12 protein-coding genes, 2 pseudogenes and 1 riboswitch are annotated in these 22,375 nt (G+C 52.5%); of the genes and pseudogenes, 6 read left to right on the plus strand and 8 right to left on the minus strand.

What is annotated here, in order from left to right; genetic code table 11:
- Window positions 1-201, plus strand: a pseudogene (locus ACF8D4_RS18795) (IS4 family transposase); the annotation flags it as partial.
- A 141-nt stretch (window positions 202-342) separates the two neighbouring features.
- Here the strand turns inward: ACF8D4_RS18795 and ACF8D4_RS18800 are convergent.
- From ACF8D4_RS18800 to ACF8D4_RS18815, 4 genes are all read right to left on the minus strand, one after another.
- Window positions 343-4,212, minus strand: a complete 3,870-nt coding sequence (locus tag ACF8D4_RS18800; RefSeq protein ID WP_392466180.1) for a S8 family serine peptidase — start codon at window positions 4,210-4,212, stop codon at window positions 343-345.
- 192 nt (window positions 4,213-4,404) lie between these two features.
- Window positions 4,405-5,511 (minus strand): succinylglutamate desuccinylase/aspartoacylase family protein, encoded by a 1,107-nt coding sequence (locus ACF8D4_RS18805; protein ID WP_071238446.1) that lies wholly within the window; start codon window positions 5,509-5,511, stop codon window positions 4,405-4,407.
- Window positions 5,501-6,868, minus strand: a complete 1,368-nt coding sequence (lysC, locus tag ACF8D4_RS18810) for a lysine-sensitive aspartokinase 3 (protein WP_392466182.1) — start codon at window positions 6,866-6,868, stop codon at window positions 5,501-5,503. The genes ACF8D4_RS18805 and lysC overlap by 11 nt, the downstream gene beginning before the upstream one ends.
- A 136-nt stretch (window positions 6,869-7,004) precedes the next feature.
- Window positions 7,005-7,181, minus strand: a riboswitch (Lysine riboswitch).
- 82 nt (window positions 7,182-7,263) lie between these two features.
- On the minus strand, window positions 7,264-7,698 hold the full coding sequence (locus ACF8D4_RS18815) for a DUF3293 domain-containing protein (protein ID WP_144166516.1): 435 nt from the start codon (window positions 7,696-7,698) through the stop codon (window positions 7,264-7,266).
- 560 nt (window positions 7,699-8,258) lie between these two features.
- On the opposite strand from ACF8D4_RS18815, the gene arcA reads away from it, so the two are divergent.
- Window positions 8,259-8,975 carry a two-component system response regulator ArcA gene (arcA, locus tag ACF8D4_RS18820; RefSeq protein ID WP_025008928.1) on the plus strand — a complete coding sequence of 239 codons (717 nt, stop codon included), beginning with the start codon at window positions 8,259-8,261 and terminating at the stop codon, window positions 8,973-8,975.
- A gap of 333 nt (window positions 8,976-9,308) precedes the next feature.
- On the opposite strand, the gene fusA is transcribed toward arcA, so the two are convergent.
- Both fusA and ACF8D4_RS18830 read right to left on the minus strand, forming a co-directional pair.
- Entirely contained in the window at window positions 9,309-11,399 is a 2,091-nt protein-coding gene (gene fusA, locus ACF8D4_RS18825; protein ID WP_096140981.1) for an elongation factor G, read from the minus strand.
- A 261-nt stretch (window positions 11,400-11,660) separates the two neighbouring features.
- The gene (locus tag ACF8D4_RS18830) at window positions 11,661-13,094 is read right to left on the minus strand and encodes a diguanylate cyclase (RefSeq protein WP_096140982.1); all 1,434 of its coding nucleotides are present in this window, start codon (window positions 13,092-13,094) and stop codon (window positions 11,661-11,663) included.
- Between the two features lie 236 nt (window positions 13,095-13,330).
- Between ACF8D4_RS18830 and ACF8D4_RS18835 the strand changes: the two are divergent.
- A pseudogene (locus ACF8D4_RS18835) lies at window positions 13,331-13,612 on the plus strand (IS4 family transposase); the annotation flags it as partial.
- A gap of 51 nt (window positions 13,613-13,663) precedes the next feature.
- Here ACF8D4_RS18835 and ACF8D4_RS18840 read toward each other — a convergent pair.
- Complete coding sequence (locus ACF8D4_RS18840; RefSeq protein ID WP_096140983.1) at window positions 13,664-18,217, minus strand: biotin carboxylase N-terminal domain-containing protein; 4,554 nt, start codon at window positions 18,215-18,217, stop codon at window positions 13,664-13,666.
- A gap of 121 nt (window positions 18,218-18,338) precedes the next feature.
- Here ACF8D4_RS18840 and ACF8D4_RS18845 point away from each other — a divergent pair, with 121 nt between their 5' ends.
- Window positions 18,339-19,250, plus strand: a complete 912-nt coding sequence (locus ACF8D4_RS18845; protein WP_025008920.1) for a LysR family transcriptional regulator — start codon at window positions 18,339-18,341, stop codon at window positions 19,248-19,250.
- A 196-nt stretch (window positions 19,251-19,446) separates the two neighbouring features.
- Here the strand turns inward: ACF8D4_RS18845 and ACF8D4_RS18850 are convergent, their stop codons facing one another.
- Window positions 19,447-20,316, minus strand: a complete 870-nt coding sequence (locus tag ACF8D4_RS18850) for an OXA-55 family carbapenem-hydrolyzing class D beta-lactamase OXA-964 (protein ID WP_025889747.1) — start codon at window positions 20,314-20,316, stop codon at window positions 19,447-19,449.
- A gap of 269 nt (window positions 20,317-20,585) precedes the next feature.
- Here ACF8D4_RS18850 and ACF8D4_RS18855 point away from each other — a divergent pair, with 269 nt between their 5' ends.
- Both ACF8D4_RS18855 and ACF8D4_RS18860 read left to right on the plus strand, forming a co-directional pair.
- Window positions 20,586-21,734 (plus strand): hypothetical protein, encoded by a 1,149-nt coding sequence (locus ACF8D4_RS18855; RefSeq protein WP_392466189.1) that lies wholly within the window; start codon window positions 20,586-20,588, stop codon window positions 21,732-21,734.
- A 71-nt stretch (window positions 21,735-21,805) separates the two neighbouring features.
- Complete coding sequence (locus ACF8D4_RS18860; protein ID WP_101058647.1) at window positions 21,806-22,375, plus strand: SprT family zinc-dependent metalloprotease; 570 nt, start codon at window positions 21,806-21,808, stop codon at window positions 22,373-22,375.

A 22,375-nucleotide genomic window follows, 5' to 3' on the forward strand; every position in this document is an offset into this window, starting at 1 on the left:
TCGAGTTATATCATTTTTAAACTGACTCAACTGTCATCTCAAACGCCTGGAAATGTCCCGAGAGATGTCTTGGACATAGTGCGTAATGCGAGGCAGTTCAAGCTTGATGGGAAACGGGATAGAGCCTATCCACGTGCGTTAAAAATGAGTAAAAACAAGTATCCCATTAAGCCTAAGAAAAATGCCGTTCACACTAAGTGAACGGCATTAGCCAAATTGGCAGCCTTTTTCAGTTTAAGGCTTAGGGAAGGTGCAAAGGACTATGGCCATTTGCTGCAAACCACGCCTTGCATCCAGGCCTGTAAGCCAACGCAGAGCACACAGGACTTGCTCGCACCTTCCTTAGCTCGATTTCCTGCGCAGCCACCCCAAAGGCAGCAATAGCAGCGACAACCAACCCAGCGAACCACCACCGTCACGCTCGAAGTCAAAGACCACTATGCTGACAGTTTCTGTGGTGCTGTTACCCTTGGAGTCACTCACCTTCAGATTGAAAGTCAGCAAATCGCCAGAGCCTCCCACTTCAGGTGCCGTCAGCTCCAGCTTGGCCGCCGAGCTGTCAAACTTCAGTGGTGCACCGGCAATCTGAGTCCATTGATAGCTGACAGCATCGCCATTGGGATCGGCCGAGGCAGACGCATCGATAACAAAGCTCTTGCGCTCTGCCACTCGGTCCGGTGCATCAACTTTGATAACAGGGGCCCCTTCTTTAACATCGAACAGATACTCCTGAGTCAGCACCTCGGCGGTATCATTGACTACGGTATTGCTCAATATCAGCTTATTGCCCTGCCCCTGTTTACGCGGGATAAACTTGAAGCTCAACGTTTTGGCCGGATCGCCGGTTTGCATCACATGAGTCCAACTCAATACTCCTTGAGCCAGTTCTCCTTGGTCGCTGATAGCCGTGACTTCATGTCCTTCCGGCACCATGGCCTTGATTTGATATTCCCGAGCCTCCGGGGAAGCATTGGCAGCAATAGTTACAGCCATGGTTACTGGCTGTCCGGGGGCCATCTCTCCACTGAGCACACTGGCCGCAGGCATTTGCACATCATCAACGACTCGGCTGAAAGCAACCGGCAAGTTCTTGGCCGCGATGCTGGTATCGCTGGACGTCAGAGTTACTACGGCATAACCCAGGTCGCTGGCGGCAAAATTATCCTTCCAGGCAAACTTCAGTGAGAAGTCCTCGTTATCACCCGTCTTGGTCAGAGTAAAGTTGTCCTGAGCCGGACCTGCCTCTACCACTGAAGTTTTCAGGGTGAAGGGATCCTCGGCATTGGCGGCTGAGGCCTCATAGTTTTGCACAAAGATATAGTAATCACCGGCTTCTGGATTACTGATGCTGACAGATTCATCAGAACCGGCTCTGGCCGATTGGCCAACAAGGGCATCCAGCGCCCCGTCACCGTCCCTGTCTATTGCCACATAGAGATCCAAATCCGGAGAGTTGGTGGCAGTAATGGCCGTATTGAACAGCTTGGCACCATCTTCAACACTGTAAACAACGTAGGCAACGCCGTCGGTAATGTCGTCCAGGAAGCTACCAACATCCGAATCTTGCTTCAGCACGCCTTCAAAGCTGTCGGCCAGTGCCAAGGCAGATACCTCTGCATCCAGTCCCGTCATATCCAGCGATTTGAGCTGGCTGAAAGTCAGCTCATCGGCATCTCGTCCTGCCCGGATGGTAAAGCTGTCCGGCAGGTTGTCACGGGAAGCCTTGACCGCCACCGGCATAGCCGCATCAGGGTGGTTGCTCGAGGTCAACAGCAGGTTACCAAACGCCCAATCACTGGAGCTCACCCCTGTGATATCGGCAGTGACAGTCACCACCTGTGACTGCCCCTTGGTCAGAGTGAAGTTTTCAGGCGAAACCGTTATTTTCAGCCCTTCAGTCGTCGCCACCCCGGCAGCGCTCCATACGCCGTCTTTGGTCGCCGTGACTTTTCGAGTCCAACTGCAACTGTTAACACATTGGCTAGTGGACATGCTGGGAAGATTCAAACGTCTGGGATCACCACCGAGTTCTGGATTGGCAAACTCATAATTGTCCGCCAACTCATCCATGATGAGCCCTGTCTTGGCGGCCAAATCGACCCGGATCCGGCCGGCACCCACATCAAACGGATCCGCGGTAGTCTTGCCATCGGCCTTGGTCATAGCACTGGCCGTAGTTGCCGTCAGCATCAAGGCTGAACGGATATTATCCGGTGTCCACTCAGGATGAGCCGACTTCAGCAGCGCCCCGGCGCCCGCCACATGAGGGCTGGACATGGAAGTACCGGACATCAAGGTATAATCGGCAGGATCTGTCCCTGTTACTTCATGGCCATACTGCTCATCGGCATAAGCGGCATAGATGTCCACACCCGGTGCTGAAATCGAAGGCGCAATCACATCGAAGTAACGATTTGGCCCGAGTAGAGAGAAGTCGCCCAACACATCTGCCTGACGCTCAACGGCCGATGGAGTGGCATTGATTTTGGCCACCAGCCCTGGCGTGGCCGCCAGCGCATCCACAACAGCCAAGCCATCAATATTACCGATGAAAACAGAAGGGATACTGGTGTTGCCCAGTCCGGACATCTTGGTTCTGACGTTGCCTTCACCGTCTTTGTTAAAGACGATAACCCCTACTGCCCCCGCATCTTTGGCATTATTGACCTTATCGGCAAAGTTACAACCGCCGCGCTTAATCAGCGCCAACTGTTCCTTGAACGCATCGGCGGCAAAGGCGTTACAACCTTCGAAATTATCAGCTGCCAAGTCACCGGCATACACCAAAGGTGCACTGATATCTGTAGTCATTACCGGCCCGGTTCCCTGAGTGTAGTCCAGTTGGTCACCGTTGAACTCCAGAATGGAACGCACTTCCCGGTTGTGGGTAGATGCCGCGACTGAGGTATACCAAGGCGCATTTTTGGGTGAAGAAAAGGGAACTTGGCTAACCGAAGCAGAGGTATTTCCGGCCGATACGGCAGAGAAGATGCCGGCATTACGGGCAGCCAGGAAGCTCATCTCTGTCGCGCTTGACCAAGGGAAACCACCGCCGCTGATGGAATAGTTGATCACATCCACACCGTCGGCAATGGCATCATCCAACGCTTTGAGAATCGCCGATGTGGGACAACCTGAATATCTATCGCCATTGTTGCCCGGACGGCAGATCTGATAGGCAACAATGTTGGCATGGGGGGCGACCCCGGAGATCTGTGTAAATTCGAGCCCGGTCTCAATGCCATCCCCCTGAGCCTCACCGACTTCACCGGCAACATAGGGAACATTCTTAAGGATATTGCCCGCAGCAGTACTGGCAGTATGAGAACCATGGCCCCCATAATCCTCACCATTCTTGGCAGGAGGTGTTGGGCCAAAGACCTCTTCATCATCATAACTGTCGGTAATCTCAGGATAACTTCTGACCCCGATTAACTTGTCGTTGCACATGTCAGAAAACGCTGCCGCACAGTCACCGACGTAGACCCCCTGCCCCCAGGGGTTAGTATGGTCGTAACCATCTCCCCCAATGTCGGCAAAGGATGGATGATCACTGTTGATCCCCGAATCGATCACCCCGACTATGACCCCTTCACCCATAGCCCGGGTCCCTGTTGCACTGCCGTCCCACACTTTGGGAGAACCTATCATGCTCTGGCTACTGTCGGTATCCATTGAATAGAGGCTTTCCCGCTCAATGAACGCCACTTCGGGTAACTTGGACAGGGCTTCAGCCTGCTGCTGATCCATGGTGACAGCCAGGCCATTAAAGGCATAGTGATATCTGGCCTTGGCCTGCAACTGAACCCCTTGGGCCGCGGCACTCATTAAAAAGTTCTGTTGTTTGGCATTCAAATACTTCACGTAGGACTTCACCGCCACACTGGCGGTATTCAGCTTGGGAGCCTTTTGGGGCGCCAGCCCTTGGCTTCGTTGTGGACTGGTGGCTTCAAGCCCGACAATACCACCGGCATAATTCGCCACAGAGGGATCTTTAAGGCGCACTATATAAGTGTATTTACCCTCTGCAAGTCCAGGCTCTTTGACAAACTTATGTTGCCCCACCCCTTGCTGTTGTCCTTTGAGGCCGCTGGACGCACTAAGCAGATCCGACGAAATAAATGGATCTGATACGCTAACTGGCGCGGCTTCTGAATGGAATGCCATAGATAACAGCGCTGCTGAAACGGCTATTGCAACTTGACTCTTCACTTGTCTACTCCCTATAAGACTGCTTATTGTTGTTTTATGTTTCCATGCTCAAAAACACTCCCTTAATACAAAGGGATTAATTCTTGTAACACCAATTGATACAAACAAGAAACAAAAGACACAAAATATTACAAATTATCAGCCAGTTACAGAATGGTAGACGCTAAAAAGGATTTCATATCCGGCTTTGACTTAACCAGAAAGAGTGAAGTAGTTGGTCATCACCTTGTAGAGCTCAGTACCTTGATGCACAGACGCCGAGGCAAAATGCAGCACGGGGATCACATCCTCATTGAGTGAGAGCCTGGTGACTTCAGTGCCGGCATCGACTCGGTCGAGCCTGAGCATATTGACCAGAGGCGCGCCCGCAGCCAAAGGTACTCCCGGCTCGGCCAGATACTCCACCATACCTGCCATAGGTGCGTGAAACTTTCGATAGTCTTTCAGCATACAAGCAAAACGCGACATCACCTCGGGCTGTATGCTCTGGGCTATCACCTCTCTATAGCTCAGATAACTTAATATGCCTTCCGCATCCCGGCTGGCATCAGCAAGATCGATACGCTCCTGGCTGCCAAGCTCCAAAGTAAAGGCCGACACTGCGACTTTCAGCTCTCTGCCCCGGCTATTGGCATAGTCGCTGAGCTGCCACCAGGGATTGAAGGCCGCTTCATCCATCGCGCCGCCAAAACCTTTAGGCATCACCAGGGTATAGGGAATATGAAAGTAGCCGGCAGCAGACAGCTCATACTCGGGGCAATAGAGATGTTTACAGGACTTGGGGCCGGTGTGCAGATCCAGCACTATGTCAGCACCGTGCGCCAGTTTCTGCAGATTGAGCGCCAATCTCTGCCCGGTCGTCACTCCCCAGGGATTGGCCAATGCCTGCTCACAGTTGGCAATAAGAAGACGACGAAAAGCGTCAAACAGTGCTGGCTCCGGCAGCTCACCGTGCAGCAGATACCAGTCATCCAGGTGGACAGCCTGATCCAGATAGGCTCGGTTCCAGTTGATACCTGTGATGGGATCGAAACGGCCCAAGGTAAACTCACCGCTTTTCTGGTTAATCCCCAAGGGGTTGGCCAGAGGCACCAGGGTGATATCCCCCAACGGCGGATGAGCCTTGAAGTACTGCAGCAACTGCAAAATCACCGCATTGCCCTGCACCTCGGCGCCATGCACATTGGCCTGAATATAGACGCTGGGCGCCGCATCGCTGGTACCTTTGAAGCGATAAACAGGTATGGTCAAGGGCTGGCCGGCGGCCAGCTCCCCAACCGGCAGATGTTCAAGCTGCATCCTGAGCCCCTTCAAACAGGTTACGATGCAAAGCGGCAACAACATCACCGGCTTCGGCTTCAGACACCAAGACACAAAGATTGTGCGGACTGGCGCCCTGACAGATCATTCGGACGTTATGGGGTTCAAGCACTTCAAATACCCGGCGACAGACCCCGGCAGTAGTGGCTATCTTGTTGCCTATGATGGCCACCAGAGCCAGCTTATCTTCCACCCGCACACGGCAGTTTTGCGACAATTCCTGCAGCAGGGCTTCGGTCAGAAGCCCCTTGCCGGCCGAATCTGAGCCCGTTTTGTCCAGCGTCAGCGACACATTCACCTCTGAGGTGGTAATGAGATCGACACTGATCTTGTGCCGCGCCAACACGGCAAAGGTCTCTGCCAAAAAGCCCTGGGCATGCAACATCTGCAAACTGTGCAAGTTAAGTAGGGTCTGATCTCGTCTCACGGCAACGGCCCTGAATACCGGCTCATCTTCCACTTGGTGACGGATCCAGGTGCCACCTTTTTCCGGTGCCCGACTGGAGCCGACAAACACCTGGATCTGTTGACGCACCGCCGGCAAGATGGTGGCAGGGTGCAACACCTTGGCACCGAAAGTAGCCATCTCTGCCGCCTCATTAAAACTGATTTCTGCGATAGGCCTGGCGTTGGGAGCCAGTCGGGGATCCGTGGTGTAAATCCCTTCTACATCGGTCCAGATCTCGACCGCATCGGCTTCCAGCGCCTCAGCCAAAAGGGCCGCAGAATAATCGCTGCCACCACGCCCAAGCGTAGTGGTTCGGCCATCGGCATCGGCGCCGATAAAGCCCTGGGTCACCAGCAGTTGCTGCTCAAGCAAAGGTTGCAATTTCTCTGTCGCCAGTCGCTTCAACTCGGCGATTTGTGGCTCGGCCTTACCGAAATGGCTATCGGTACGCATCACCTGGCGCACATCAAAGGCGCTGGCCTTGGCACCACGTTCTCTCAATACCGCGGCAAACAGCGCTGAAGAACACTGTTCGCCCAAAGATAGGATCTCATCGACCATAGCATGACTCGGCGCTTGCAATAACTTGGCACTGAGCGTTGCCATGCGGCTGAGCAAAGCATCCAGCGCCGCGGCAACATCTGCCGGTCTGCCAAGTTTATCCAGAATTGCGTATTGAATGGTGGCGATCTCTTTCAATAGCTTGAGACGGCGCTCATCCCCCATGTCTGCCTGAGACAGCTCCACCAACAGATTGGTTACGCCACTGGATGCACTGACCACAACCAGACGGGAGGCCGGGTTTCCAAGCACTATATCGGCACAGCGATTCATCGCCGGATAATCGGCAACTGAGGTACCACCAAACTTGGCAACAACAAGAGACATCAGCGCATTCCCCCACAGGCAGGTAACAGGGAAAGGTCGATAACGAGAATAGATTTCATGAGTTAAGCTCCGAACAGATAACGTTCGAAGAGCCTGGTGCAGAGATAACGCACCCCATAGCAGGGAAACAGCGATCGTCACCAGAAGCTCTCCACCAAAACCAGGTGACAGTCGCCAGGATTCAGCCTGACCAACCGACCGGAAGCGTAGCCAATACGCATCCCGACCTCGGCGTTAATCTCCCTCATGAGCCGTCATTGGAGAATTGCCCTCCTCTGACTCACTACCTAGTTAACGCACCTCTTCTGTTCCTTTCTCGCGAAAGGGATGAAAAAATTAGCAATAAAGTCCTTATGAAGTCAATGCTAATTTGCGCAGGATGAAATTTCCTCAACTCATCCGTCACTGAGCTCGGGTAACTCGCTGACCAGGCGCGCCCTGGCAGCAAACTGTCCAAGCGCCACCTCTCGCTCCCCTTTCAGGCAAGGCACCAAGGTCAAGAGCCCACTATCAACGTAGTAAAGGGCATTTTGGCGATACTTTGATGCCAGTTCGATTGCCGAGGCCTTATCCAGAAACAGAGCCCAGCTTTTTTCCATATGACTGAGATCATCGGCAGCGCCTATGATCGCCCGGTAAGGAATGCCCAGCTTATCAATATCGTGTTGTAGCTGCCGATCGAGAAGGCGGTTTTGGCAAGAAGTGAGTTTTTGCCCAAGGGGATTATGGGCGGTGACAATAGCGAAAGGAACAGCGGAAGAAAACGACTGAGTCAATAAAAAGCATGCGCTCTGGTAGTACTGCCAGAGACTTTCAAATGCAGCATCCATTGTAGTATCTGTCTCTAATGAACCGGATTTATTCTAGCAAAGGCTTTTGCATTCCCCTAGCCCCGTGAGCAAGCTCACAGTAAGAAAAAATACAAAATGCTTATCTTTCAATAGGTAACGCAAAAACTTGTGATGTGGATCATAGTTAAACATTAATTTGTTAACATTTCATTTGTTAACAAATGCCCAATCCTAGTACAATGGATTGTATCGACAGAGGCTTAGAGTTAAGTGTGTGACCCGGCTAGCGCCATTACGCTACAGCATAAGTCTCTATCGATAACGACTCTGTACCAAATGTAATCTGGTTTTAAGATGACATTTTCTGGATTTTCCATGTCTTTCAGGAACTAAATCCCGCCACTGGGAATCCTAGACAGTACAGTTCGCGCCTCTCCGGGTGGAGAGCATACTTTTTGCTAATCATGAAGTGTGTTGCCGTTTCATTTCAGTTTTGAACAGCACTTACGTGAACCCTGTGAATGTTGGCGTTTTAGAGAGTATAGCGGAGCGTCACCCGCGCTCATGGTTAGATAAACTGATTTAATTAGGTAAATAACATGCAAAACCCGCACATTCTGATCGTTGAAGATGAAGCCGTTACCCGTAACACGCTGAGAAGTATTTTCGAGGCAGAAGGTTATGTGGTAACCGAAGCCAATGATGGCGCAGAGATGCACAAAGCCTTGCAGGAAAACAAGGTGAACCTGGTGGTTATGGATATCAACCTGCCAGGTAAGAATGGTTTGCTGTTGGCGCGGGAATTGCGCGAAATCAACAATATCGGTCTCATCTTCCTTACTGGCCGTGACAACGAAGTGGACAAGATCCTTGGATTGGAGATCGGTGCCGATGATTACATCACCAAGCCGTTCAACCCTCGTGAACTGACCATTCGTGCCCGTAACCTGCTGACTCGAGTCAACAGCTCTGGCGCTGAAATTGAAGAAAAGGCTGCCGTTGAATACTATCGTTTCAATGGTTGGAGCCTGGAAATCAACAGCCGTTCTCTGGTGAGCCCACAGGGTGAATCTTACAAGCTGCCACGTAGCGAATTCCGCGCTATGCTGCACTTTGTGGAAAACCCAGGCAAGATTCTCAGCCGCGCTGAGCTGCTGATGAAAATGACCGGCCGTGAGCTCAAGCCACACGACCGTACTGTTGACGTGACTATCCGTCGTATTCGTAAGCACTTCGAAAGTGTGCCTGATACACCGGAAATCATCGCCACCATCCACGGCGAGGGCTACCGTTTCTGCGGTAACCTGGAAGACTGATAAACACGCGTTATCGGCCCTGCACAAAGCCAGCTTATCGAGCTGGCTTTTGTTTATCTGCTCACCTATTTCGGTTCCCCCAGCTACTGATATTCGCAGTGGCTTCCTCACGGCAATTCTCTGCCAATCCCAGCTCCTTTATCTCCTTTATCTTAGGTAGCTCCTTTGCCACATATGCCACTTTCGGAAACAGTTGCCATACGATTGCCCATTGATATTCATCGGCATCCGCCGAGCTGAATGCAAGTTTGATTCTGCTGGCTTCGCGGCACTAGATATTCGCCCATAAAAAAACCCGCCATCAAGGCGGGTTTTTATCAGGATAATTAATCCTTATTTCTTGGCTGCGTTACGAGCCTTGGTTTCTGCGATAACAGTCTCAGCCACGTTGGCAGGACATGGAGCATAGTGAGAGAACTCCATAGAGAACTGACCACGACCAGAAGTCATGGTACGCAGGTGACCGATGTAACCGAACATTTCTGCCAGTGGCACGTCAGCCTTAACACGTACGCCAGTCAAACCAGCTTCCTGATCCTTGATCATACCGCGACGACGGTTCAGGTCACCGATAACGTCACCAACGTGATCGTCTGGAGTGAACACGTCAACCTTCATCACAGGCTCCAGCAGCTGAGGCTTGGCCTTAGGCATAGACTGACGGAATGCACCCTTGGCAGCGATTTCAAACGCGATTGCTGAGGAGTCAACTGCGTGGTAACCACCGTCGAACAGTTCAACTTCAACGTCCAGTACTGGGAAGCCAGCCAGAGGACCTTCGTTCATCATGTCTTCGAAGCCGCTTTCAACTGCTGGCCAGAATTCACGAGGTACGTTACCACCAACAACGCTGGAGGTGAACTTGAAGCCACTACCAGCTTCGCCTGGACGGATGCGGTAGTCGATCTTACCGAACTGGCCAGAACCACCAGACTGCTTCTTGTGAGTGTAGCTGTCTTCAACGGCTTGAGTGATGGTTTCACGGTAAGCTACCTGTGGAGCACCAACAGTCAGTTCAACACCGTGAGTACGCTTCAGGATGTCTACTTTGATGTCCAGGTGCAATTCACCCATACCCTTAAGGATGGTTTCACCAGTTTCTTGGTCGGTTTCAACCTGGAATGATGGATCTTCTGCAACCATCTTACCCAGAGCAACACCCAGCTTCTCAGAAGCGCCTTTGTCCTTAGGAGTTACAGCGATAGAGATCACTGGCTCAGGGAAGATCATAGGCTCCAGAGTACATTCGTGCTTAGGATCACACAGAGTGTGACCAGTCTGAACGTTCTTCATACCTACAACAGCGATGATGTCACCGGCTTGAGCAGAATCGATCTCTTTACGATCGTTAGCGTGCATCTCAACCATACGGCCAATACGCTCGGTCTTACCGGTAGCAGAGTTCAGGATAGTGTCACCTTTCTTCAGCTTACCAGAGTAGATACGGATAAAGGTCAGGGCGCCGAAACGGTCATCCATGATCTTGAACGCCAGTGCGCGCAGTGGCTCATCGGCAGATACAGTAGCTACTTCACCGGTTTCTTCACCAGTTTCTGGGTCAGTCAGAGGCTGAGGCTCAACTTCTGTTGGAGATGGCAGGTAGTCAACAACTGCATCCAGAACCAGCTGCATACCCTTGTTACGGTAAGCAGAACCACAGTATGTGGGGAAGAATGACAGGTTGATGGTACCTTTACGGATACAACGCTTCAGGTCTTCGATAGAAGGCTCTTCACCTTCCATGTAGGCTTCCATCAGGTCGTCGTCCTGCTCAACGGCAGTCTCGATCAGTTGCTCACGGTATTCTTCAACCAGATCAACCATGTCTTCTGGAACTTCTTCTACAGAGTAGTTTTCTGGCAGACCAGACTCATCCCATACATAGGCTTTGCGGTTCAGTACGTCAACAACACCCTTGAACTCGTCTTCGATACCGATAGGCAGAGTCATAACCAGTGGTGTCGCAGCCAGAACGCGCTTGATTTGACCAACAACACGCAGGAAGTCGGCACCCATACGGTCCAGCTTGTTTACGAAGATGATACGGGCAACTTCAGATTCGTTAGCATAGCGCCAGTTGGTTTCGGACTGAGGCTCAACACCGCCGGAACCACAGAATACACCAACACCGCCGTCCAGAACTTTCAGAGAACGATATACTTCAACGGTGAAGTCAACGTGTCCGGGGGTATCGATGATGTTGAAGCGGTGATCTTTCCAGAAGCAACTTACCGCAGCAGACTGAATGGTAATACCGCGCTCAGCTTCCTGCTCCATGAAGTCAGTAGTGGTGGTACCGTCATGGCTGTCACCCATCTTGTGGATTTTGCCGGTCAGTTTCAGGATACGTTCTGTGGTAGTGGTTTTACCCGCGTCAACGTGAGCAAAAATACCAATGTTTCTGTATTTTGATAAGTCAGTCATGATTCAACTTCAAATGATTAGTTAATAGGAGACGGAGTATGCCACTTCAAAGCTGCGACAGACGGAACCCCATAAATAAGGCGCGTATTATAACACCGAAACCCCTATAGGCTGCAATCAGCAGTTTCAATTTTCACCAGTTTGTCATCACAGACGGGCAACAAAAATAAAATTCATTAAATTCAACATCTTGAAATTCAATATTTTCTATATTCGAGCGATTAATGCAGAAATTGATTGTATAAAAGCGCCGCTACAGCGCTAAGCTGACGAATTTGAGCTGATTTTATCGGCTCGATCGGATTCGGGATCGCAGCAGATCCTATTGCGACCTTCCGACTTGGCCCGGTACAAGGCCAAATCTGCCCGATCAAATGCACTCCAGATCGATTCACCGGCTTTAAGTTCTGTCAGTCCAAAACTGCAACTCAGGCTAACACCGGCTGAAAAGGGATAAACCTTCATCGCCAGTGCCAGACGCTCACATAAACGCCCCGCCTGCACACAGTCGGTATCCGGGCAGATGATCATAAACTCCTCCCCCCCCCAGCGTGCCACCAGATCCTGTTCACGGGCACCATCTTTGAGCAGAGCCGCCAGTTCGCGGAGAATCGAATCTCCCACACTGTGGCCATGACGATCATTGATCTCTTTAAAAAAATCTATGTCTATTACTATCAGCGACGTGTGCCCTTGCGCCGAGTTACTGCGGTGTTCGGCGGCGAAGTGTCGGTGGAAATAGTGACGGTTATATAACTTGGTCAAAGGGTCGTGGGTCGAAATGAACTCCAGTTCTCTGTTGGTTTCCAGCAACTGATTGCGCAATTGTTCCAGTTGTTGATTCTTGGCTGTCAACTCGCGGTTGTATTTACTGATCCAGCGGTTACGTGCCAGCAAGGCACCGAAGATCAATGTTGCCACCGCCAACAACTGCCAGAACATTCGGTAATCTGTCTGTTCCAGCACCGCCATATTGCTCCACTGCCGGTACAGCCTGGCCCTGTGTTCATCGGAAATCTGCGCCAGTAAATGATTGAGCTCGGGTAACATCCATTTGGCATTCTCTGTTACCGCCATCCGGAACTGATCCTCTGGCCCGGCCCAACCAGCGATTTTGAGATTGAACAACCCACTCTGCTGAATGCGGGCATTGATGGAATACATAGAGCCGATAAATAGATCCGCCTCACCGCTGGAGACCATCTCCAATCCCTGCTGCTCTGTCTCGGCCAGAATAATGCGGATTTTGGGATAGTTCTGGCGCACATAATCCAGCAAGCGGTAGCCTCTGGGGATCGCCAAGCTTCTATCACCGACCTGTTCCATACTTTGCAGAAAGGGTTGCTCGTGGCGGGAAACCAACACATTGGGAGAACGGCTATAGATATCGCTGAAATATAAGAACTCAGCGCGCCTGGAAGTGTAGTTGAGCATGGGGGTGAATACACAGCGTTGCTGCTTCAAGTAGGCTAATGTCTGTTGCCAGCTTTCGGTGGGCACCAGTTGAAACAGCCAATCTGTCTGCTGATCGATAAGTTCAAGAAAGCCGGAAGAGATCCCCACATGCTTGCCTTGGTCTATGCCTTCATAGGGCATCCAGTCGGGGTCGACACAATAGGGAATCGTGACAGCATTGACTGCGGCCGTTGCCAGTAAAAGGCTGCCAAACAATATGGGCCGCAAATATCTCAGCAATCTGTATGCTCCGGCGATTCAGGATACATTCAATATTAGTTCAAAAACATCAGCTTCTGGTCATATGCTGCGCCGGCTGAAATTGAATCCAACCGTTAAGAAACAAAAGACCCGCTCATGGCGCAACGTCGATCAGATAAGGATCGGTTGACCGATCCTTCTGATGAGAGACAATCGGAAACCTGTTTGTAGGTTTCCGATTTTTTATGTCTATTCAAAACTGCTTTGCCGACTTTGGTTATAACTTGGTGAGACGAGAAGCGAGTCAGGCGGCAGTAGAGCATGGTCGAATGCCCAATGAAATCAGCTTTAAGTACGCTTGTCAGTTCATCGCAAGTCAGCTCAAAGTCATGAGCAAAACGGTGTCACCAGGTAATACGCCGAAGCGTCTAAACAGTCTGCGAGGAGACTTGTCCATCCTTTTTATAGACAAACGCCCTAAGCCAAATCGGCCTAGGGCGGTAAAAATATCAAAGACCCGATATCCTGTGAATCACAAGGCAGCTCCGCTTAAGTGAACTACGTTGCGCTCATGGCGGGCCTTTTCGGGTTACCTACAATCAGCAGCCTCAGTCTTCCACAGGGGAGACCACAAACAGCAGATCGCCTTGAGAGACCTGTTGGCCATTGCTGTTGAGGATCCGCTCAATGCGGTATTTCTTATCCTCTGGATACAGCTCGGCGCCCTTGCGGTTGAAGCCTGCCAGTGTCACCTGAGAGAACATCTTCATCGCTTCGGTCAGTGCCAGCGTTTGATCGACAGTCACTATGTCGCCTTCCTTGACGAAGTCGGCTTCGCCCGGTGCCGGAGAGGTATAGAAGATACCCGCGCCCTGAGCCAACACCTTGAGCTCGTTGGACTCACCCACACGCAGCGATTCGGTATCCACACCTTGAGTTTCGGCGGCGGCTTCCATTTCGGCGATCAGGGCTGGGATATCCAGCTCGGCCATCAGGCGCGGCAGATAGTTGGTGTCATACACGCCTTCACGGAAGGTCTCGTCGGCCAGGATCCGCTTCAGCAGCGGGATGTTGGTGGCGATACCCTTGATGACCACCTGATCCAGATAGTCATACATCTTGGCAATCACATCGTCCCGGCTTTCACCGCGGATGATGATCTGGGCAATCAGGCTGTCGTAGTATGGCGACACTTCTTTGCCATCGGCCGCGATAGAGATGATTTCCACATCATCGCGCTCTGGCATCACGCACTCAGTGATAAGACCCGGGTTTGGCACCAACTGCAGTATGCCCTGGCTGTCCAGAGCAGCCTTCTCGGCTGTCACCCGCACTTCCATCGCATAGCCGATTTCCTGCGGCTGCAGATCTTCAATGGAGCGACCGGCTGCCACATCGAATTGCGCGCTGACGATATCAATACCTGAAGTCGCTTCGGTTACCGGGTGCTCTACCTGCAGACGGGTATTCATCTCCATGAAGTAGACTTCGTTGGCATCCAGGTTATAGATGAACTCAACGGTACCTGCGCCCATATAGTCGGTGGCATCACCCAGAGCACGGGTGTATTCCATCACTCTCTGCTTGAGTTCTTCAGGCAGCATGGTGGAACCGGACTCTTCAATCACCTTCTGGTTGTTACGCTGCACCGAGCAGTCACGCAGACCCAGTACCTTGGTGTTGCCGAACTTGTCACGCAGCAGCTGAACTTCGATATGACGCAGTGAAGTCACATATTTTTCCAGGTACAGGTCACCATTACCAAAGGCGGCAGCCGCTTCTGTGGAGGTTTTCTGGAACAGGCCAATCATATCCTCGGGGCGCTTAACCACTTGGATACCCTTACCGCCACCACCTTGTACCGCTTTGAGCAGCACTGGGTAGCCGATTTCGTTGGCCACGTTAACCGCTTGCTCGGCGTTGGTCAAAATACCGTGAGAGCCTGGTACCACGGGCACATTCTGCGCCTGAGAGGTCTTGATGGCGTTGGACTTGTTACCCATGGTTGTCATCGAGTGCACACTTGGACCAACAAAGTTCACGCCGTTGTTCACACACAGGGCGGCGAACTGTGGGCTTTCCGACAGGAAGCCGATACCTGGGTGCAACGCGTCTACCTGCTCATACTCGGCCACTTTCAACACTGAATAAGCGTTCAGGTAGGACTCGTCTGAAGTGTTACCGCCGAGACAAACCAGCTTGTCGTTTTCCTTGAGCATGTCAGCAGGAACCGAAGTCATATCAGGATCGGACGCCACCAGTACCACATTAATGCCATTGTCGTGGGCCTTGCGGATCAGTTTCACCGCAGTACAGCCTCGGGCGTGTACCAGCACCTTATCGATAGGCTTCATCAGGGCACGAGGATCGTCCTGAACTATCTCCTCACTGACCTCTTCAACTTCAACCACCAGAGTCGACAGTGCATTGGTCAACACATCACTTATCTCGGCGTTAGGCATAGGCATCAGAGGATCTATGCTCTTGAGCTGTTCATCGAGCTGAGTGCTGAATGGGTTGTTGACCAGGCCATTCATCGCTCCGGGCACCTTGGACAGGTAGTTGGACAGAGTCGAAGTGGATGGCAGGTAAGCTGGTACCACCATCTGACCGGCAAACGGCATATTGGTACCGGACAGATAATAAGTCTGCACCAGAGGGTGAGTCACGAAGGATGCCTGGGCTCCACCGGTACAGTCACCGAAACCGAACATCAGCACAGGCAATTCGTTGTCACGCACGAAACGGGTAATACGGTCGTTCACCACGGCCATGGAGAACAGCGCAGCAGCCCCTTCTTTGGTCTGCATACCGCCGGAGCTGATAAAGCAGATCACCGGCAGCCTGCGCTTGGCACACTCAATAAGCAGCGCAGAGAACTTCTCGGCACTGGCCATATCGAAGGCACCGGCCTGGAAGGCGGTGTTGGATACAGCAACCCCGACACGCAGCGCCTTGCCGCCATGTTCAAAGTCCGCCAGACCCGTGATCAAACCACAGGGGCGAATGCCCTTGTCGAGTGCATCTTCAATAGAGAGACGGAAGCCCGGGAAGTTGAGCAGGTTGGCCGACATCTTATCGCCATTGATCTCATCGAAGTTCTTGAAGAACTTGGCGATGATATTTTCCCAGGTCATATTGCCGGCTTTCTTCTCGTCACGCAGCACCTTCTGAATCAGCAGATCCTGGTAACCCATGGTCAAACGGTTCCAGAAGTCCTTACGACGACCGATACGCACCGGGTTAATGGCACCTGTGTACTTGCCCTTATCCTCTTCGCTGTCGAAGTATTCCGGCAGCAGACGCTCGAAGAAGTAAGTCAGGATAACGAACAGCGAATCGTTCAGCTGTGGGAAACCCACGCTCTTCCACTGCTCTGTCTTGGTCAGCAGTTCGGCACGGTTGGACTGTGACATGAAGTACTTCAGCCACTTGTAGAACTTGCTCTTGTCGTTGGCGGTATCCTGTGTGGAAATCGCCCGGTCGATAGACTTGTGCAGCAGGCCATCAACAGACTGACGCGACAGGCTCTTGGCCATCATGGCTTCCTTGGCGATAGAGGCCAGGTTACCCACGACATTGTCGTACAGCGCGTTAAAGATCAGGATGTTGTAACACTGCCAAATGAAGTCTTCACGCAGCTCTTCATTGACCACTACATCCAGTACTGTCAGCTGGTTCAGTTCAGGCCAAGGCGCCTGAGTCACTTCTGCCGGCAGAGTTTCCAGATAGTGGATAAGCCCCTTGAAGTTGTTGGCGGCATTACTCTTCCAACGGTGATACAAAGACCAACCAATGTTGAACAGCAGCGCCTTACGGGCCTTCTTGTAGTTCTCTTTCGGCTCACCCAGGATCAGACGGGTCAGCATGTTACGCTCGGTGGAAACATCATCACGCTTGGAGATGAAGTTACTCCACAGCTTGTTGAGTTCTTCGTCGTAAACCAGCTTATCCGGGCTGGACAGCCAAGCCTGGAACACCTTCTCCTGCTCCTTCTGGATCCGGGCCAACAGATCCCCTTCCGGCACACTCACCTTGGACAAGCGACCATACTGATCCATGGAGATGGAGTGAATACGGCTACGCAGGGTCAAATAACGCAGATAACGGTAGGCGCTGCCGAACAGGTTAAGGTGCATGGTCGGGCTGATGGCAACAGACATTTCCGCGTTGGATTCCAACGCCTTGAGGCTCTTGGAAGGCTCGAGGAAACGCTTGAGGCTGCGATCATAGTGTTCACGCAGGTCATCGGATTCTTTTACAAACTGCACTGCGGCACGTTCAATGGCTTCGATGGCGCTGATGATGGCGCGGCGCAGGTTGTGCTGACGCTCGTCGCGATCATAAGGAGAGAAATCCACAATGCCGTCGATACAACCTGAGGTATAGAGCTCTTCCGGGGACACACCCACAGACTTGGCACACTCCTGCCATGAAAGGTTGTACTTGCGGGCGATGCTCTGCAGGCCCTGAGGCTGAATGGTGTTGAAAATACCATCACGCAGCGACAACAGTATATTGGCCGCCGCCAGTGGGATAGCACCACCCGAGTAGCCGGCGCCAATCACTATACCCAGAGTCGGCACATCGACGTTGGCACTCTCGGCAATCGCCTTGGAAATAGAATGCGCCTGGTTGTGGCTGTTGGCCACCTCACCGGCATCGGCTCCGGGGGTATCAATCAGGTAAACGATAGGCATGGACAATTCGGCAAAATGGCGAATCGCCTCACAGGCCTGCAGGTGGTGCTCCGGCATCCAGGCACCGTTGGCCGTGGTGCGCTCCTGGGCGATAAAGCCGATGCGGCGGTTACGACCACCAAAGTTCAGCTCTATTTCGGCGCTGTAGAATGGGCCGTTGTGGCTCTCGGCGATCATCTTGCCTTTCAGATCGGCAATGATTCGCTTGGCACCCGGGCGGTTCTTGTCCTGGGTAGGCTGGATAACTTTGGCAACATAGCCATCCACATCCAACTGCGCCAATGACTTTAAGTTACTCTGGATGGCATCGTCATCCAACAGACCCTTTATCTCTTCAGAAAGGCTCTGTTTGCTGTGCTCTGGGAACAGCGAAAAATCCTTAGCCAAATGCTCCGCCTGCAGAAACAGGGGATCCGGAGTCTGGGCTTGAGTCGTGTTTGCGGGCTGCTTCTTGCTGGTCATCTATCGATCCTCTGCTAAGCCTCTGAAATTTTTTAGCCAATAAATATACCTTTGTTATCCCGTCAAATGCCATTAAACTGCCTTAGACGCTATGTTCCATTTTTGAGACAGTAATAAAAACATGCCAGATTTGAATGGGATGCTCCTATTTGCAGCAGTGGTCAGAGCAGAAGGCTTCTCTCAGGCGGCCCGTGAAACTGGCCTGCCAAAGTCTACCATTAGCCGAAAAATCGCCCAACTGGAACAACAGCTTGGGGTCCGTCTGCTGCAACGAAATACCCGCTCAATAAGCCTCACTCAGGTGGGCGCGCTCTTTTATCAACACTGTGACAGCATCTGCAACGAAGTGGAAGCGGCAAAGGCCACAATCGAGAATACCCATAACGATGTTTCCGGTTCATTGCGGATTGCAATCCCGGTTTCATTCAGCCAAGAGTTAATAGCCAATCTCTGCAGCGGCTTTATGCGGCTTTATCCCGGGGTCGAACTGGATGTTCAGTTTACCGATGCCGATGTGGGCTTGGTGGGCGAAGGCTATGATATCGCCATCAAGTATGGCCCGCTGCAGCCTTCGGATCTCGTCGCCAGGCTCCTGTTTGAACGTCAGCCGATTCTGGTGGCTGGCCCCGGCTATCTCAAGTCCAAAGGAACGCCGGCAACCCCGAGAGATCTGGCCCGTCACGATGGTATCTTGCTGGGTACCTCACGCTCGGCCCCCATCTGGCCGCTGGGCAAGGGGAGCCGCAAAACCATGGCCAGCTTCAGGCGCCGCACTCGAGTGAACAGTGCCATCATGGTCAAGCAACTGGCACTGGATGACTTTGGCATCGCCATGTTGTCCCATTCGGTATGCAAGAACGAGCTGGCCAGCGGCGCCCTGGTGCCGCTGCTGCAGGAGTGGCCCATAGAACCCTTCAAGGTCTATGGCGTCTATTCCTCCCGTCGACAACTGGCGACCAATATCAGTGTGTTTCTGGACTTCTTTACCAAGCGCTTCAACAGTCAGGAGTCGCTGCAATCTTTGATGATGTAGCCCATCTTTGCAGGTGAAGGAAGGCGCGAATAAGTCCTCGTGGCACTCTCGTGATGTAAAGAGTGGCTTGCACAGCAATTGGCGTTCAAGGCATCTGACTGAAGGCATGCCGGGGCCTGTCCAAGTCAGATAACACAGCACACAAGTTGGCCTTCTCTGACTTATGTCTTGGCTCTCTATTCCGTGCCAGCCAGACTCAAGGCAGCAGCTGTTCCTGCTTGAGCACCTGTTTCACCAGTTGTTGGCGCAACGGTAACTGGCTGGCCGAGGCCAGATCCAGGTTAACGGCGAAATAGACAGTGTTGTCGTCCAACTCCAACCAACCGACCCACCAACCTATGGCCGGCGTGCGCCGCACACCATAGCCTGTCTTGGCGCGAATAATATAGTCAGTACTCGCTTCGGTCAGCATCATCTGTTTGACAATTCGCTGGCTGCGCTCGGACACAGGCAACTTGTTGTCATGCAGTTGCCTTAGAAAATCCACTTGTTGAAATGCTGTAATTCTCAGTTGGCCGTCGAGCCAGAAGCTGTCCGCTTGGCCACCGATATCCTGATTGCCATAATCCAGCTGCCGCACCATAGCTGCCATCACTTTGGGGCCTATCTCCCTGGCCAACTGCTGATACACAGGCACCACAGAGTACTTCATTGCGGTGCGAAAACTCTGGTCCCTGTTCCAGGCGGCAATTTCACGAACCTTTCCGTCCCAGCTAAAACGACTGGTTTCATCGCGCACCGCCCCGGTTTCCAACGCAATAAGGCTGGAGGGGATCTTGAAGGTGGAAGCCGGAATAAAGCCTTCGGCGGCGCGACTTAGATTGTTGGAGAGCCCCAAAGAACGCTTTTGATCCCAAAGCAGTAAACTGCCTTTAACACCTGCGGATTCGAACAGCTTGTCCCAGCGGCGTACCTCTTGCCAACCCTCGGCCGTGACCTCAGAGCCGACGTCACTGACCTTGGTCTGCTCAGCTGCCACAGCCTGCGTTTGTTGAGCCAATAAACACAGCAACATGGGCAGCAGCAAACGCTTACTCAGGCGCTTTCTGTGCAAACCTTTATTCATCTCATTCCCCTATTATTCCCGGCGGTCAAAGCAACAAGCATACAGCCCTGGGGTGAATAATGGTCTGGCAAAGCCCTGCTCAATTGTGGCAACAATCTGGCAAGGTAACAGATAGCTTTCCAGTTGCTGGCGAGTGTTGCATACTTGAGGTAGGTCGGATAACGCAGAGAGCCAATGACTGTGCAAGCCACTCTCTACAAAAGAGAACGCCACGAGGACTTATTCGCACCTTCCCTAACTTTACAACTCTATAAGCGAAAGGAACTGCCATGTTTAAGCCCAGCCTGGCCATAGCCCTGCTGTCGGGTACTCTGGTTTCTCTGTCGGCTCAGGCCGGTGTCGAAGAGGATCGCCTGCCTGCCGCCAACGAAAAAATGCCTCAAGTCGTCCAGCGCTATCAGGCATTGACAGATGATCTGGTAACGAAATACCGCCAACATACCGATGAGCTCAAGGTTACCCAGATGGTGGCGCACCAGGGGCAACGCCTGTGGCAACAGGCGGTCAGAGATGTGCAGTCAGGTCACAGCGACGACCGCTCCCTTTACTGGAGCCGGTTGCAGATGCGAGCAGAGCTGGGCAAACAGTCGCCCAAGTTCAATATCGCCTCCTGGCAAAGAGAAATACTGACCAAGGCGGTGGAAAAGTCATCCCGAGGTTTCAGCGATATCGACTTTAAGGATGATGCCAGCATCAAGATACTGCTAACCGGATTCGACCCCTTCTTTCTCGATCGCAATATAGAGCAGAGCAACCCTTCAGGTCTGGTCGCCCTGGCATTGGATGGTTACCGCTTCTCGGTTAACGGCCGCCAGGCACAGATAGAGACAGTGATGATCCCGGTACGTTTCGCTGACTTTGATGAGGGCATCATAGAGTCGCTGTTGACCCCGGTTTATCGCGACAAGAGTGTCGACATGGTGGTCACTGTCAGTATGGGGCGCAGCGACTTCGATCTGGAACGCTTTCCGGGCCGCAACCGCAGCGCCGAAGCCCCGGACAACCGCAATGTTTTTACCGGCGCCAGTAAACAGCGACCTCTGCCACCCAAGCTGGAAAACGACACCCTCAATGGCCCTGAGTTTGTCGAGTTCTCCCTGCCGGTAGCAGCCATGCAGAGCGTAAACGGCCGCTGGAAAACCAACGACAACCATACTGTCAGCACCCTTTCCCGTGGCGAGTTTCAGGCAAGCAGCCTGAGCGAATTGCAAAACAGCACTTCGGTGGAGGGGTCTGGCGGCGGTTACCTGTCCAATGAGATCTCTTACCGGGCTATCCTGCTGCAAAACCAACTCGGCAGCCGCATTCCCACCGGGCATATTCATACCCCGAGAATTGCCGGTTTCGAGCCCGCTACCGAAGAAGCGATAGTCGAGCAGGTCAAAGCCATGCTGACAGCGGCGGCCAAAAGTTTATAATCCCTGATTCAACAGAGGCGCAGTTGCGCCTCTGCTTATTTGCCACCAATTCATGCCAATTTGAGTTTCTCATGCTGAGTCAGTTGTTCAGATCCCTTAAAAACGCCGGCACCTCTGAATACAATCAAGCACCTGAGCCACAGCCTGAAGTTGCCGCTAGTGAGGCGCAGCAGGCCGTGCTCAATGCAATAGAGCTTTGCTATCTCAAGGCGGAGGCCGCCCTGGGCCGAGCGCTAAAGCGCCCTTCGGTCAGCTTTGCCCTGCGAGGCCGCAGCGCCGGTACCGCTCATCCAACCGAGAACCGCTTGCGCTTCAATCCGGTGCTACTGGAGCAAAACCTGCACACCTTCACCCATGAGGTGGTTCCACACGAGATTTGCCACCTGCTCTGTTTCCAACTGCATGGCAAGACCCGACCTCATGGCAAGGAGTGGCAAAGCCTGATGCGGCGGATTTATGGCCTGGCGCCGCGTACCACTCACTCGATGGATATCAGCTCGGTCAAACCCAGAACCCTGCCCTATCAATGTGGCTGCGGTGTAGTAGAGCTGAGCATTCGCCGTCATAACAAGGTCGTGCGGGGCCAGGCTAAATATCAATGCCGCCGCTGCGGCCAACTGCTTAGCCCTCAGCCATCCTGA

Origin of the sequence: Shewanella sp. YQ_9, from assembly GCF_043103185.1 — a bacterium.
GTDB classification, from domain to species: Bacteria; Pseudomonadota; Gammaproteobacteria; order Enterobacterales; family Shewanellaceae; genus Shewanella; species Shewanella algae.